Origin of the sequence: Micromonospora sp. HM134, assembly GCF_007833915.1 — a bacterium.
Taxonomy (GTDB): Bacteria; Actinomycetota; Actinomycetes; order Mycobacteriales; family Micromonosporaceae; genus Micromonospora; species Micromonospora wenchangensis.
Genome location: NZ_CP041061.1, coordinates 7,511,706 through 7,526,035, shown reverse-complemented (window position 1 = coordinate 7,526,035; position 14,330 = coordinate 7,511,706). Strand labels below are relative to the sequence as shown.

The following is a 14,330-nucleotide window of genomic DNA, read 5'->3' as shown; positions in this document are numbered from 1 at the left end:
AACCCCCGCCGCAACCCCGACCTCAGAGACGGAACACCACGGCGTTGCCGACCTGCTGACGGGTGATGCCCAACTGCTCGACCGGCGCGTCCACGGTCACCTCCCACGGCGTACCGACGATCTGGTCCCGCAGCACCACCACGTTGCGGACGCCGAGGGTACGCAGGTAGTCGACGCTGGTCTGGTCGGGGAAGGCCGCCGACACCCGGCGTACGTCGTCGAGCTGCTTCGGGGTGAAGCCGCTGCCCCCGTTGACCACCTGCTGGAAGCGGGTGGTCGACCAGAGCATCACCGGCTGGTCCTGGTTCTGGCCGCTGGGCAGCACCAGCAGCGGACCGTCCACCGTGCGCATGGCCACCGGCTGCTCGGGCACCACCGGGTGCGGCGTGTTGTTCAGCCCCTCCACCAGCACCAGCAGCAGCGGCAGCAGGGTGACCGCCCGCAGCCACGGCGACGGCCGGGCGGGCACCCGGTCGGCGCTGATCTCGCGTACCCGCCGGGCGAAGGCGCTCACCGCACCGGCCGCGAGCAGGCCGAGCAGCAGCGTCGTCCAGAGCATCATCCGCCCCGGCGTACGCAGCCCGTTGAACCCGGGCAGGTGCTCGAACAGCGGGGCGTAGGTGAAGGTGCCGTCGAAGAACCGGGTCCCCATCGCGAGCACCATGGTGACGATCACCCCGGCGAGCATCAGCAGCCGGTGCCGCAGCCGCCACACCGAGAAGAAGAGCCCACCGGCCGCCAGCGCGTACAGCACGAAGCCCGGCAGGAGGGTCATCTCCGGGTGCCAGGGCAGCGCGGCCCGCGCCCCCTCGTGCAGCCCGCCCCAGATCCACGACTCGGCGGGCGCGGTGAAGAAACCGCTGGCCGGTGGCGAGTAGACGCCGATGTCGCCGAGCGTGCGTTCCGCGTTCGGATGCAGCTCGGCGACCTTGAAGTACGGCACCGCCAGCAGTGCGCCTACCGCGGCGAAGAGCAGCCCGCCGACCAGGTCGGCGACGAACAACCGACGACCGAAGGGCCGCCGCACGCGTCGCCGCCGCCAGAACCACACCGCCGCCGAGACCAGCAGGGTCAGCGCGAGGACGTACGCGAAGACCAGGCCGATGCCGAAGCCCAGGCTGAGCTGCCAGGCGGCCACCACCCACCCGGCGTACGCCCAGCCGACCCGGCGGCGTTCGGGGCGGTAGCCGTGCCGCAGTGACCAGCCGTGGCCCCGGGCCAGCATGGCCAGCGCCAGCGGGATACCGCCGTTGGAGACGATGTGCAGGTGCCCCGCCTGGGCGAGCAGCCACGGCGCGTACGTGTAGCTGACCCCGGCGACCGCCGAACCGATCCGGCCCGCACCCAACTGCCGGGCCAGCACGTACGCCCCGAAGGTGGCCATCGCGTGGGCCAGCACGAACATGATGTTGTAGCGGAGCACGGCGGCGTCCGGGCCGGTGCCGAGCAGGCCGGCCGGGGCGTACCCGAGCAGCATGTCGGAGAATGCGAAGCTCCACGGTTCCGGGAAGAACGTGTTGGACTGGAACAGCTGCCCCGGATTGGTCCGCAGGGCGTGCCCGGACCAGGCCATCTGCCACGCCTGGAGGCTCGGGTCCCAGTAGTCCTGGGGGAGCGTGTAGCGCGGGTAGCGCAGGGTCGGCCAGGTCAGCCCCACGGCGAGGGCGAGCGAGGCGAGGGCGGCGAGCGTCCACTCGTGCACCAGGAACCGGCCGGTGGCGCGGACGGCCCGCCCGGGGCGGCCGGGCACCGGCTCCGGCGCGGGCGCGAACGAGGTCCACGGATCGGCCTCGGCGGCCGGCTCCGGCTGCTCCGCTCCGCCCCCGGCCGGCTCGTCGCCCCGGCCCTTCCCGGCCTCGTCCTTCCCGGCCTCGTCCTTCCCGGCCTCGTCCTTCCCGGCCTCGTCCTTCCCGGCCTCGTCCTTCCCGGCCTCGTCCTTTTCGGCCCTGCTTCTGCGGAACGTGTCCTTCCAGGTCCGGCGCTTGCCGGTCCGGTCAGGCGTCGTGCCGGCCTGGTCGGCCGCTACCACGGTCGCCGCGGCCTTTTCCACAGTCGTCCCCGCCGGCTGGGCTTCCGCCCCGGCCGGCCCAGCCTCAGCCTCAGCCCCGGCCTTCCCGCCCCCGGCCCGGCTCTCGGCGGATACCTGACCACCCTTGGCGGGCGCCGCGCCGGCTCCGCCGGGCCCCGCGCCCGATCCGGCGGGTTCCGCGCCGGTCCCGGCGGGTTTCGGGTCGGGTCCGGCGGGTTTCGGGTCGGGTCCGGCGGGCGGGGGCGGGTCGGTCCTGCCCGGCTTCGAGCTGTCCCGCGCGTCGGACGCCGTCCGGTCCTGCGGCGACCCGGCCCCACCCCCGGGGGTGGCTTCCGTGCCGCCGGGCTGCCGTGGGGGCTGGCTGCCGCCCGTCGCGTTGGTGGTCATCGGAGTTCAGTTCCCCGTGCCGAGCTGCTCGCGGAGGAAGGTGATGTCCGCGCCCTGGCCCGTCGCCCCGCCGGGGGTCTCCACGATGACCGGTGCGTCGGCCGCCCGGATCACCGCCACCAACAGCTCCGGGTCGATGGTGCCGCCGTCGAGGTTGTCGTGCCGGTCCTGCCCGGAGTTGAACCCGCCCTTGGAGTTGTTCGCGTGCACCAGGTCGATCCGGCCGGTGATCGCCTTGACCCGGTCGACCAGGTCGAGCAGTTCCTCGCCACCGGCGTACGCGTGGCAGGTGTCGAGACAGAAGCCCACCTCGTAGTCACCGAGGGCGTCCCAGAGCCGGGCCAGCGCGTCGAGCCGTCGGGCGCAGGCGTTGTCGCCACCGGCGGTGTTCTCGATCAGGACCGGGACGGGGAAGCCACCGGCGTCGGCGGCGTACGCGAAGGTCTTGCGCCAGTTGTCGAAGCCGACGGCGAGGTCGTCACCGGCGTTGACGTGGCCGCCGTGCACGATCAGCCCCCGGGCGTCGAGCTGCGCCGCCGCGGTGGCGTGGCCCAGCAGGAGCTTGCGGCTGGGGATGCGGATGCGGTTGTTGAGGGTGGCCACGTTGATGACGTACGGGGCGTGGACGTAGATGTCCACCTCGGCGGCGCGCAGCCGGTCGGCGTCCTCCCGGGGTTTCGGGGCCTTCCAGCCCTGCGGGTCGGAGAGGAAGAACTGCACCGCCTCGGCGGCGCGGGTGGCCGCCTCCGCCAACGGGTCGGCCTGGTCGACGTGGGCTCCGATACGCATGCAGGCGAGCCTACGTCCCGCCCCCGACGTGCGAGGGGTGACGGTCGTGGGCAAGTCGCGCCCGTCCGCCCCCGCGCGGGGCGTGCGGCGTCACCGGTCGGGGCCGGCGATCGTTGAGGGGAGTGGAACAGCCGGACGAATAGTTTCAATTCGGCTATCACGTGACGATCGCCGTTGTATCGTCAGATAACAACAGGATGAAGCTCCGCGGGGTGTCCTCGATCCAACCTCATCGGTGTGGTCGTTCCTCCCCAGGTCCCACCCAAGGAATGCGGACGGGACGCCCCGCGGCCCCGTGGACAGGGGTCCGCCGTCGGCCTTCGGGTGTCGCGGCGGGCCCCTGTCGTCTCCGCCCGCCCCTGCGTCGACCGCCCGGGTCGACCTGCCCGGGGGTGATCGTCGGGACCGGGTATCCTGGTCCGGTTGTCCGCGTCCGGCCGGGTTCCCCCGGCGTGGGGCGGGCACGACGCACGACCTCCTGCCACGGAAGGACCGTGGCCGCCTAGCCCACAGGAGGTGAGCACGTCTTGCGTCACTACGAAGTCATGGTGATCCTCGATCCCAGTCTCGAGGAGCGCACCGTCGCCCCGTCGCTCGACACGTACCTGAACGTGATCCGGACCGCGGGTGGCTCGGTGGAGAAGACCGACGTGTGGGGCCGCCGGCGCCTCGCGTACGAGATCAACAAGAAGGCCGAGGGCATCTACGCCGTCGTCGACCTTCAGGCGACGCCGGAGGCGGTGGCCGAACTCGACCGCCAGCTGCGGCTGAACGAGTCCGTGCTGCGCACCAAGGTCATCCGGCCGGAGATGCGCTAAGCATTCAACCCGGTTCGCCCGGATCAGCCTCATCGGAGATGTCGCACGGTTCTGAGAACCTGTACGACGCAACGATGAGTGCGCGAGGAGATGGTCATGGCAGGAGACACCACCATCACGGTCATCGGCAATCTGACCGATGACCCCGAGTTGCGGTTCACCCCGTCCGGTGCGGCGGTCGCCAAGTTCCGGGTCGCTTCGACGCCCCGGTTCATGGACAGGACCACCAACGAATGGAAGGACGGCGAGCCGCTCTTCCTGGCCTGCACCGTGTGGCGGCAGGCGGCGGAGCACGTCGCCGAGTCGCTCCAGCGCGGCGCCCGCGTGATCGTCTCGGGACGGCTGCGCCAGCGGTCGTACGAGACCCGCGAGGGCGAGAAGCGCACCGTCATCGAGCTTGAGGTCGACGAGATCGGCCCGTCGCTGCGCTACGCCACGGCGAAGGTGCAGAAGATGTCGCGCTCCGGTGGCGGCGGTGGTGGCTTCGGCTCCGGTGGCGGTGGCAACCAGGGCGGCGGCGGAGGCAACTTCGACGACCCCTGGGCGTCTGCTGCTCCGGCCCCCTCCTCCCGCGGTGGTTCGGGCGGCAACTTCGACGAGGAGCCTCCGTTCTAATGGCGCCGAGCGCCCGCGATCGCAAACCAGGAGCACGTGCAATGGCCAAGGCTGCGGCACTTCGCAAGCCGAAGAAGAAGGTGAACCCGCTCGACAAGGACGGGATCACCTATATCGATTACAAGGACACCGCGCTGCTGCGCAAGTTCATCTCCGACCGCGGCAAGATCCGCGCTCGGCGGGTGACCGGGGTCACCTCCCAGCAGCAGCGGCAGATCGCCCGTGCGGTCAAGAACGCCCGCGAGATGGCGCTTCTGCCGTACACCGCCACGGCCCGCTGAGAGGAGGCACCGACATGAAGATCATCCTGACCCAGGAAGTTTCCGGTCTTGGTGCCCCCGGCGACATCGTCGAGGTCAAGAACGGCTACGGCCGTAACTACCTGCTGCCGCAGGGCTTCGCGATCAGCTGGACCAAGGGTGCGGAGAAGCAGGTCACGGTCATCAAGCGGGCCCGCTCGGCCCGGGAGATCCGCGACCTCGGCCACGCCAACGAGGTCAAGGGCCAGCTCGAAGGTCTCAAGGTCAGCCTGAAGGTCCGCGCCGGTGACGGCGGTCGGCTCTTCGGCTCGGTCACCCCGGCCGAGGTCATCGACGCCGTCAAGGCGGCCGGTGGCCCGGTCCTCGACCGTCGTCGGCTGGAGATGCCCGGTCACATCAAGTCGACCGGCTCCTACCCGGTGAAGATCAAGCTGCACCCCGAGGTGTCCGCCACGTTCGACCTCAACGTCGTCCAGGGCTGACCTCAAGCACCAGGCAACATCCGTAGTGGCCCGCACCGGCATCCGGTGCGGGCCACTACTCGTGTTTTGACCGTTTGTGGGCAGGGTGGTTTGGTAGCGCGGTGTGTGGGTGTTGGTGGTGGCGGGGTTAGGGCTGTCATTTGCCCTTGTGGACGACGTTCTTGCGGATCACTGGGTGGCGGGTTCGGCGTTTACGGCGTCGGCCGGCGGGTCGGCCGGGGCCGGGGTGTCCGGGTTTCGGGTGGCCTGGTGGGTGCCAGGCGTTGCGCAGAGCGGGTGAAACCTGGCGGCGGGTCTGACCGGGGGTCGGGCTGGTGGTGGCGGTGGGTTCCCAGGGCAGCCGGTGGTGGGTGATGTGGTTGCGGGTGCAGAACAGGTGCAGGTAGGCGTAGGCGTGCAGGCGTAGCCAGGTGGTCAGGGTGCCGGGTTGCTGGGGGTGGAAGTCACCGGCGTGGGCGGTGGTCTTCAGGTAGCGGAAGTAGTGTTCGATGTCGAAGCGGGCCAGGTAGGTCATGACCAGGGTGAGCAGGTCGCGGCGGGTGCCGGAGTACCAGAGCGCGAGGTCGCCGGCGCGGCGGCTGGGGCGTAGGTGCTGGACCCGGGCGAGGAGGACGGTGCCCTCGACGATCGGCAGGGTGGCCTGGCCGGTGAATCCGCGGCTGGCGCGGGTGAGTTTGGGGTGGACCTGGTGCCATGCCCGGACGGTGACGGTGCCGTAGATGTCGATCGGGCCGCTGACGCCGGCGTCCGGGGTGAGGTCGGGTTCGCGCAGGGCCAGCCGGAACCCGTGTCGTCGGGGGCGACCGCCCAGGGGGTGAGCGGCCCGGCGTTCGGGTCGGGTCCACATGGTCTGTGAGGTCGCCAGCCTGACCAGGACGTCCGCGGGAGTCCCACGGTCGCGTAGCAGATGGGTGATCCGGGCCGCGGGGTAGCCGGAGTCCAGCAGGAACAGTGACGGGTCGGCCCTGGTCGCGCCGTCACCCGCGCAGACCCGCGTGATGTGCTGCACAGTGACCTCTGCCAGGTCCTCGTCGGAGGCGACCCGGTCGGTCAGGACCGGGACGACCCACGAGTCCGGGGTCAGGGTCAACCGGACGACGTGCTGATACCGCCACCCGGTTTTGATCAGCGCCGATCCGCGGGGTCCGCCGGGGGTGTACTGCGGCTGCCGGTCCGGGCTGGTGGCTGCGTTCGGCCGTGGCCAGGCGGTGGTGTCGACGGCGTATATCCGCGGCAGACCGCAGGTCCGGGCGATCCGGCATGCCGCCCGTAACGCCCGGCCGGTGTCGACCTCGCCGTCGCGTAACGCCCGATAGGCCGCGGCATGCCCGGTGACCGTGCCCAGCGACAGATGCGCCGGGCACCCACACCGGCCCTGATCGGCGGCGAGCTCGTCGACCAGGGCGAACAACGTCCGCGACCGTGCGGTCAGGACGCCCTCGTACAACTCCCGCCGCCATGAATCCAACAAGATCCTGCCCGGCTCACCATGACCGGTACCGGCGACCGCTACCCTGCTCATCGAGGACCCTGTTCATTGATGATCTTTGCGTGAGAACTCAGATCATGAACAGGGTCCTCCCCAATCCGCTAGACCTCGACCACCGAAAATCCCCCCGATGGTCAAAACACGAGTAGTGGCCCGCACCGGCATCCGGTGCGGGCCACTACGCACTTCCCACGAGGACGTCGCACACCGGCCGGGCCGGCTGTCGTACGCCGGTCAGCCGATCGGCTGACCGGTGATCGCGCTGATCATCACGGTGGACAGGCCACCACCGACCACCGCCGCCGCCAGCGCCACCGTCGCCGGCCGCCAGGTCGTCCCGACCCGGCGCAACAGCACCGCCACCACCAGACTGCTCAGCAACGACAGGCCGAACCGGGGACCACCCGCGACCAGCGAACCCAGCGCGTGCGCCCGGGGCGGCTCGCACCCGCCACCGCTGATGTCGGTGACACAACCGGCCGGCGGCTGACCGTCCAGGGTCAACAGCCACAGGAACACCAACACCGCCGGCACCAGGTAACAGGCTGCGGTGTAGACCAACGGACGCAGCGGACCACCCGGGTCCGGGTCGAGCAGATCGTCCTCCAGGCGACGGTTCCACGAGCCGGCACCCACCGAGCCGATCCGCTCCCGCAGCGAGGACGGCGCCGCCGCCCGCCCGGACACCGGCTCGGCCCGACGGCGAGGGGCCGCCCGGGGGCGCGGCGCGGTGTAACCCACCACCGGCGACCGGGGCGCCGAGGTCGGCGGGTCCATCCAGCGGGGATCGTCGCCCGCCAGGCGGGTACCCGACCAGAAACCCTCCGGCTGCTCACCCCACGGCCAACCCTCACCGGTGACCGGCTGCGACGACCGGGGCGGCACCGACCGCTCCCACCGGTCCACGTCGCCCGCGTCCCGCCGGTCGATCCCACCCCGGTCCCACGGGCCGACGTCGTCGCGGCCCGGGCGGTCGACCCGGCCCGGGTCCCGGCCGTCCCACCCGTCACGGTCCGTGGTCACCGGACCCCACCGGCCGACGTCCGTCCGGTCCCACTGGGCGGTGTCGGTGAACCGGTCCCACTGGCCGGTGCTGTCGCTCTGCCCCCACCGCGACGACCCGCCGAGGCGGTCCCACCGGTCGTCGGTGGCGGGACTCTGCCAGCCGTGCACGCCGGAGGCGTCCCACGGGTCCACCGCCGGGCGGTACTCCGGTTCCGGCTCGGCCGACCGGCTCCACGGGTCGGCCGCCGGGCGGCTCGCCGGGTCGGTCAGGGGCCGGGCCCACGACTCGTCGGTGTTGCGTCGCCGACGGCGGGGCGGCTGCTCGGGCACGGCCTCCACGGGCAGGTCGGAATCGTCACCGCCGGACCAGATCACCTCCGGACGGCGGGACGACGCCCGGCGCGGACGGGCCGTCGGGGCCGCCCCGGAAACCGGCTCACCCTCGTCGGCGTCCGCCCGCCGGCTCCCGACGTACCCCTGCTCCTGCTGGGGACGGTCGAAGGTCCACTCCCGGGTGTGGTCGTCGGACCCGGGGCCCGCGCCGATCGCCCGTGCCTCCCGGCGTTCGCTCTCCCGCCGCCGCCGGGCCGCCCGCCGGCCCACCCCGGTGGCCCGGCGGGTGTCGTCCTCGTCGTCGTCCGGGGCGGCGTGCCGGCCCCGGCCGTCGGCGTGCGCGATGCCCGACTCGACCGCCCAGCGCGGCAGGTAGGCGTCGACAGGTTCCTGCTGGCCACGCTCGACCGCCCGACGCCGACTCGGCGTACGGTAGCGGTCCGTCGAGGAGTATGAATCCGACGGAACCGGGTCGCCGAGGTCGTCCCACGGGGCGATCGGCTGACGCGCGCGCGGGCTGCCCTCCCCGCGCTCCCAGTCCCGGTAACTCACGGCCGGAGCGTGACCCTTCTCAACCGAAAGTGCAATCCGCTGTCCAGGTGTAGCCGTTTCGCAGAGATAGTACGGGAAGACCGACCCAAGAGCCTTACCGGAAAATATTCGTCCACAGGGTGTGGATAGTGAACTAGCAGCTCACAGCGCTGGGGCTCAGAATTCCCCCACAGTTTTCCACAGGCTGTGCACACGCTGCGCACATGGTTGTCCACGCGCGTCCACAGGTTGTCCCGAGGCTCGTCCACCGCGCCGGTTGAGGGTCTGACCTCGGGGTCCGTATCGTGGGGCACCGACCGGTCGCGCGATGGCCCCCCGATCGACCTGACCGGACGGTGTCACCGCCGGCGTACCGCCGGGGCAACCGCGACGCTGTGGAGGGGGAACCGTGTCGATCACCGACGACATGCGGGCGGAGCCCCGGGTCGCGGGGCAGTCGTCCGCCCCGCCGCCCCGCGACGGCCAGTTCGACAAGACCCCACCACAGGACGTCGCCGCCGAGCAGTGCGTCCTCGGCGGCATGCTGCTCTCCAAGGACGCGATCGCCGACGTCGTCGAGATCCTCAAGTCCACCGACTTCTACCGGCCCGTCCACGCCACCATCTTCGACGCGATCCTCGACATCTACGGTCGCGGTGAGCCGGCCGACGGCATCACCGTCGCGGCGGCCCTCGCCGACTCCGGCGACCTCGCCCGCGTCGGCGGTGCCCCCTACCTGCACACCTGCATGGCGGCCGTGCCGACCGCGGCGAACGCCTCCTACTACGCCCGGATCGTCGGCGAACGCGCCGTGCTGCGCCGCCTGGTCGAGGCGGGCACCCGGATCGTGCAGCTCGGCTACGGCACCGCCGCCGGTGGCAGCCGGGACGTCGACGACGTCGTCGACCTGGCCCAGCAGGCGGTCTACGAGATCACCGAACGGCGGGTCAGCGAGGACTTCGCGGTGCTCGCCGACATGCTCCAGCCCACCCTGGACGAGATCGAGGCGGTCGGCGCGCAGGGCGGCGTGATGACCGGGGTGCCGACCGGCTTCACCGACCTGGACCGGCTGCTCAACGGCCTGCACCCGGGTCAGCTCATCATCGTGGCCGGCCGTCCCGGTCTCGGTAAGGCGCTGGCGCTCGACACGCCGCTGCCCACCCCCGACGGCTGGACCACCATGGGTGAGGTCGCGGTCGGTGACCGGCTGCTCGCCGCGGACGGCACACCGACCACGGTCACCGCCGCCTTCGCCGTGCGGCACGGGCGACCCTGCTACGAGGTCGAGTTCTCCGACGGCAGCGTGATCGTCGCCGACGCCGAGCACCTGTGGCGGACCACCACCCGGACGCGCACCCGTGCACCGGTAGGCGCAGCTCAGGGCGCTGCCGAGGCCGGCGACGGCGAGGCTGTGCGCACCACGGAGCAGATCGCGGCGACGCTGCGTACCGGGCCCGGGGGACGACCCCGGCACGCCGTCGCCACCTGCGCCCCCCTGCAACTGCCCGAGCGGGCGGTGCCCATCCCCCCGTACGGCCTGGGTGGCTGGCTCGGCGACGGCCGGGCCGACCCGGGGCACCTGGCCGGGTCCTTCCTGGCGACGCTGCGGGAGATCGGTGTCCTCGCGGACAAGCACATCCCCCGCGACTACCTGCGCGGCTCCGAGGCGCAACGTCGGGCGCTGCTCGCCGGGCTGATGGACACCGCCGGCACCCTCACCCCGACCGGCGAGCACCGGTACACCTCGACCTCGCGGCGGCTGGCCGGCGACGTGCGCGAACTCGTGGTGGGTCTCGGCTACCGGTGCACGCTGACCGAGCGGCCGGCGCAGGGTCGGACCGGGACGACGTACACGGTCGCCTTCGCCACCCCGGACGCCGTCTTCCGCCGGGAACCCAGGGCGTCCGCCGAGGCCGTCCGCCCGCGCACCGACCCGGGCGTCCGGTACGTGGTGGACGTCCGGCCGGTGGCGAGCGTGCCGGTGCGGTGCGTGACCGTCGACAACCCGGACCACCTCTACCTGGCCGGCCGGTCGATGATCCCCACCCACAACAGCACGGCCAGCATGGACTTCGCCCGCAACGCGGCGATCCGGGCCAACCAGGCCGCCGCCATCTTCTCGCTGGAAATGAGCAAGGTCGAGATCGTCATGCGGCTCCTCTCGGCCGAGGCGCGGGTTCCGCTGCACGTGCTGCGCAGCGGGCAGCTCTCCGACGACGACTGGACCAAGCTGGCCCGCTGCATGGGTGAGATCAGCGAGGCGCCGCTGTTCGTGGACGACACCCCGAGCATGAACCTGATGGAGATCCGGGCGAAGGCGCGGCGGCTCAAGCAGAAGCACGACCTCAAGATGATCGTCGTCGACTACCTCCAGCTGATGACCTCACCGAAGCGCACCGAGAGCCGTCAGCAGGAGGTCGCGGACCTGTCCCGTGGCCTGAAGCTGCTGGCCAAGGAGGTCGAGTGCCCGGTGATCGCGGTGAGCCAGCTCAACCGTGGCCCGGAGCAACGCACCGACAAGCGACCCCAATTGTCCGATTTGCGCGAATCTGGCTCGATCGAGCAAGATGCTGACGTCGTCATCCTGTTGCACCGCGACGACTACTACGACAAGGAGTCGCCGCGCGCCGGGGAGGCGGACTTCATAATTGCCAAGCACAGAAATGGTCCGACCGACAGCATAACGGTCGCGGCGCAGCTCCATCTCTCTCGATTCGTCGATATGGCCATCGGGTGACCGATGTCGGGACGCAACTCGCGGCGGAGCGACGACGAGACGTGGTCGCGCGTGCGGAGAGCGGGGAGAGCATCACGAGTATCGCCGTACGTCATGGGGTGACAAGGCAGGCGATCCGGGGGATGCTCCGTCGTTGTGGCGTACCTGCACGTCGAACTGGGAAGCTGACGGACGCGCAGCGGGAGGAAGTGATAAACCGATTTCTCGACGGAGTGGATCTCGGACAGATCGCCACCGATTTCAGTGTCACGGTTCCGGCTGTCCGCGGCCTGATCTCCCGTCGAGGAATCAAGATTCCCTCAGTCTCACAGGGCCTGCGGCACGAGGCCTTCGACAGCCTGACGCCTGATGCTTGCTACTGGATCGGATTTCTGTTCGCTGACGGATGCGTCAGCTACCGGCCAGGTCACATACCGCAGATATCGATAGGACTGGCTGAGCGAGACCGAGGGCAGTTGGTCGCGCTGCGGGATTACCTGGGCTGTGGTAACAGCATCTCCCAAACAAATCCGACCCAAGGTTCGTGCCAGTTCTCCGTGCGGTCGCGGAGCTTGGCGGACCGGCTCATTGAATTGGGTAGGTACGGTGATTCCATCGACGAGCGGTTGGTTGTCTCGCGCGACTTCTGGCGTGGTGTCGTCGATGGTGACGGCTCGCTGGGGATCTACAAAAGGGCAGCCCCGAGTGGTCGGACTTTCGCTCAGTTCAAGGTGGTCGGAAGGCGGCATGTCATGACCGCATTCGTTGCTTTCCTCGAAAGGAACGGCATCAGGGGTCTGTCGGTGCGTCCACACAAGAGCATCTGCGCTGTCGGAACCACCTGCGGGCCGGCTGAGAGGATAGCCTCCCTGCTCTACCTTAACGCCGAACCGGCGCTGGCGCGGAAGGCGGAAATTGCCGCACGGATGATCGTCCGGCAGCGATAGCGCGTTAATTCCGTGCGCGCCGAGGTCAGCCGAGCAGCGGGAACCAGCCGGCGGCCTCGCCCAGCGCCACCCGGTCCCGGTCGGTCAGCGGCTCCCGACCGGTGGCCCTGCCCAGGTACGTCAGGTCGTCCCAGTCGGCGGGCCGGACGGTGTCGTCGCTGAGCAGGCCGTCCATCGTGGCGACCGCGACCGCGACGGCCAGCGGACCGGGCGGCGGCGCGGCGGGCAGGTCGTGCACCAGATCGAGGTGGTGCACGACGGCCTCGGTGGTCAGCGTGGCCAGGAAGTCGGGCACCCGCAGCACGTGCCCCTGGGTGGTGACGTGGCCCTGCGGGTCGGCGGCCCCCGCCGCGCGTACGGCGGCTGGGGCGGTGTCGGCCCAGATCCGGACCACGCCGGTGGGCCGGTCGAAGGCGGCGGCCGAGCGGCGGACCCACCACGCGTGCCGGGCCGCGGCGTCGGGATCGCCACCCGCCGGGAACGACCGCCAGTAGCTGACGTCGTCGGTGTCGGCCGGGCCGTCGGCGGGGCCGGCCAGGGTGACCAGCGCCCGCTGGGCGTCGCCGAGCAGGTGGAAGAGCAGGTCGGCGACGACCCAGCCGCGACACCGGGTGGGGCGTTGCAGGGCGTCGTCGTCGAGGTCGGCGACCACCCGGGTGATGCCGTCGTAGGCCTGCGCCAACGCGGTGTGCTGCCGGACGAACGTCATGCCGTGCAGCGTCGCACGCCCGGCGCGGCCCGGCATCCGGACCCGGAACCCGCCGGCCGGAACCCCGGGCGGGCGGCGGCGGGACCGGGCCGGGCGCGGGAGGGCCCGGCCCGGCCGTCGACGGAACCGGTCAGCCGAACATCTCGTCGAGGAAACCCTTGTGCTTCTTGCGCTTGTAGTGGCCGTGGTAGCCGTGGTGCTGCGGGTGGCCGTAGCCACCGTGGCCGCCGTACGCGGGCTGCGGCGGGTAACCCGGCGGGGGCGGGGGCGGCGGCACGGCACCGTAGCCCGGCTGGTGGCTCGGGGCGGGCGGCGGCGGGGGCGGGGGTGGATACCCGCCCGGCACCTGGACGTGCTGCTGACCGGGGACGGCTCCGGGCTGACCGGGTGCGGCCGCACTGCGCTGCCGGTTCCAGTTCGCCTCGGCCTCGAACAGCTTTTCGAGTTCGCCGCGGTCCAGGAAGATTCCCCGGCACTCGCCGCACTGGTCGATGACGACTCCGCTGCGCTCGTACTGGCGCATATCTCCGCGACACTTGGGACAGGTGAGCTGCATCGTTCGACGGTACCCGGTCGGCGCAGCATTCAGGCGGTGGCGATCAGCGCCGAGGTCACCTCGTCGTCGTCGACCTCGTGGAAGTCGTCGTAGTAGGCGCTGACCGCGGTGAAGTCGACCGGGTGCTGCGGGCAGACCACCTCGTCGGCTTCGGCGGCGAGCATCTCGTACGCCTGCTGCGCGCCGACCGGCACCGCGACCACGACCCGTCGGGCGCCGAGCCGCCGGGCGACCTGCACGGCGGCGCGGGCGGTCGCACCGGTGGCCAGCCCGTCGTCGACGATCAGGGCGGTACGTCCGGTCAGGTCGAGCGGGGGTCGACCGTGCCGGTAACGGGCCTCCCGGCGGTCGAGTTCGATCTGTTCACGGCGTTGCACCTCGGCGCGGTCGGCCGGGTCGAGCGGGGCGGCGACCTGGTCGTTGAGGACCCGGACGCCGCCGGGGCCGAGCGCGCCGAAGGCCACCTCGGGTGCCCGGGGCAGACCGAGCTTGCGGACCACCAGCACGTCGAGCGGTACGCCGAGCCGGTCGGCGACGACCCGGGCCACGGGCACCCCGCCGCGTACCAGGCCCAGCACGACGACGTCGGGCTGACCGGCCAGCGCGGTGAGCCGTTCGGCGAGTCGCCGGCCGGCGTCGGCGCGGTCGCGGTAGCTGCTCATGT

Annotated in this window: 13 protein-coding genes; 6 read left to right on the top strand and 7 right to left on the bottom strand. The window is 71.4% G+C overall.

Annotated elements, in window-relative coordinates:
• Positions 1-22 precede the first annotated feature (22 nt).
• Entirely contained in the window at positions 23-2,050 is a 2,028-nt protein-coding gene (locus tag FJK98_RS32835) for a hypothetical protein (protein ID WP_240762519.1), read from the bottom strand.
• A gap of 372 nt (positions 2,051-2,422) precedes the next feature.
• Positions 2,423-3,205: a deoxyribonuclease IV gene (locus FJK98_RS32830; RefSeq protein ID WP_145922450.1), complete on the bottom strand. Its 783-nt coding sequence runs from the start codon at positions 3,203-3,205 to the stop codon at positions 2,423-2,425.
• Between the two features lie 527 nt (positions 3,206-3,732).
• On the opposite strand from FJK98_RS32830, the gene rpsF reads away from it, so the two are divergent.
• The 4 genes from rpsF to rplI all read left to right on the top strand — a co-directional run bounded on the left by rpsF (position 3,733) and on the right by rplI (position 5,380).
• Complete coding sequence (gene rpsF, locus FJK98_RS32825) at positions 3,733-4,023, top strand: 30S ribosomal protein S6 (RefSeq protein ID WP_088643630.1); 291 nt, start codon at positions 3,733-3,735, stop codon at positions 4,021-4,023.
• A 78-nt stretch (positions 4,024-4,101) separates the two neighbouring features.
• On the top strand, positions 4,102-4,638 hold the full coding sequence (locus FJK98_RS32820) for a single-stranded DNA-binding protein (RefSeq protein ID WP_194822166.1): 537 nt from the start codon (positions 4,102-4,104) through the stop codon (positions 4,636-4,638).
• A 41-nt stretch (positions 4,639-4,679) separates the two neighbouring features.
• Positions 4,680-4,919, top strand: a complete 240-nt coding sequence (gene rpsR / locus FJK98_RS32815; RefSeq protein WP_007073789.1) for a 30S ribosomal protein S18 — start codon at positions 4,680-4,682, stop codon at positions 4,917-4,919.
• A 14-nt stretch (positions 4,920-4,933) separates the two neighbouring features.
• Complete coding sequence (gene rplI, locus FJK98_RS32810) at positions 4,934-5,380, top strand: 50S ribosomal protein L9 (RefSeq protein ID WP_088643629.1); 447 nt, start codon at positions 4,934-4,936, stop codon at positions 5,378-5,380.
• Between the two features lie 136 nt (positions 5,381-5,516).
• Here rplI and FJK98_RS34490 read toward each other — a convergent pair whose 3' ends face one another.
• Both FJK98_RS34490 and FJK98_RS32800 read right to left on the bottom strand, forming a co-directional pair.
• On the bottom strand, positions 5,517-6,851 hold the full coding sequence (locus FJK98_RS34490) for a transposase (RefSeq protein WP_240762089.1): 1,335 nt from the start codon (positions 6,849-6,851) through the stop codon (positions 5,517-5,519).
• 252 nt (positions 6,852-7,103) lie between these two features.
• Complete coding sequence (locus FJK98_RS32800) at positions 7,104-8,759, bottom strand: hypothetical protein (protein ID WP_145922449.1); 1,656 nt, start codon at positions 8,757-8,759, stop codon at positions 7,104-7,106.
• A gap of 388 nt (positions 8,760-9,147) precedes the next feature.
• Here FJK98_RS32800 and dnaB point away from each other — a divergent pair, with 388 nt between their 5' ends.
• Positions 9,148-11,475 (top strand): replicative DNA helicase, encoded by a 2,328-nt coding sequence (gene dnaB, locus FJK98_RS32795; RefSeq protein WP_205789334.1) that lies wholly within the window; start codon positions 9,148-9,150, stop codon positions 11,473-11,475.
• A 212-nt stretch (positions 11,476-11,687) separates the two neighbouring features.
• Positions 11,688-12,401, top strand: coding sequence for a hypothetical protein (locus FJK98_RS32790; RefSeq protein WP_145922448.1), 714 nt, complete (start codon positions 11,688-11,690; stop codon positions 12,399-12,401).
• A gap of 25 nt (positions 12,402-12,426) precedes the next feature.
• Here the strand turns inward: FJK98_RS32790 and FJK98_RS32785 are convergent, their stop codons facing one another.
• The 3 genes from FJK98_RS32785 to FJK98_RS32775 form a co-directional block, all read right to left on the bottom strand.
• The gene (locus FJK98_RS32785) at positions 12,427-13,110 is read right to left on the bottom strand and encodes a maleylpyruvate isomerase N-terminal domain-containing protein (RefSeq protein ID WP_145922447.1); all 684 of its coding nucleotides are present in this window, start codon (positions 13,108-13,110) and stop codon (positions 12,427-12,429) included.
• A 130-nt stretch (positions 13,111-13,240) separates the two neighbouring features.
• A complete protein-coding gene (locus FJK98_RS32780; RefSeq protein WP_145922446.1) occupies positions 13,241-13,666 on the bottom strand; it encodes a zf-TFIIB domain-containing protein in 426 nt (141 codons plus the stop codon).
• A gap of 29 nt (positions 13,667-13,695) precedes the next feature.
• A complete protein-coding gene (locus tag FJK98_RS32775) occupies positions 13,696-14,328 on the bottom strand; it encodes a phosphoribosyltransferase (protein ID WP_145923133.1) in 633 nt (210 codons plus the stop codon).
• Positions 14,329-14,330 lie beyond the last annotated feature (2 nt).

What these genes read in the sequence shown, in the direction of transcription:
- FJK98_RS32830 (WP_145922450.1), bottom strand. Translation starts at nt 3,205, where the DNA reads ATGCGTATCGGAGCCCACGTCGACCAGGCCGACCCGTTGGCGGAGGCG.
- rpsR (WP_007073789.1), top strand. Translation starts at nt 4,680, where the DNA reads ATGGCCAAGGCTGCGGCACTTCGCAAGCCGAAGAAGAAGGTGAACCCG.
- rplI (WP_088643629.1), top strand. Translation starts at nt 4,934, where the DNA reads ATGAAGATCATCCTGACCCAGGAAGTTTCCGGTCTTGGTGCCCCCGGC.
- FJK98_RS32785 (WP_145922447.1), bottom strand. Translation starts at nt 13,110, where the DNA reads ATGACGTTCGTCCGGCAGCACACCGCGTTGGCGCAGGCCTACGACGGC.
- FJK98_RS32780 (WP_145922446.1), bottom strand. Translation starts at nt 13,666, where the DNA reads ATGCAGCTCACCTGTCCCAAGTGTCGCGGAGATATGCGCCAGTACGAG.
- FJK98_RS32775 (WP_145923133.1), bottom strand. Translation starts at nt 14,328, where the DNA reads ATGAGCAGCTACCGCGACCGCGCCGACGCCGGCCGGCGACTCGCCGAA.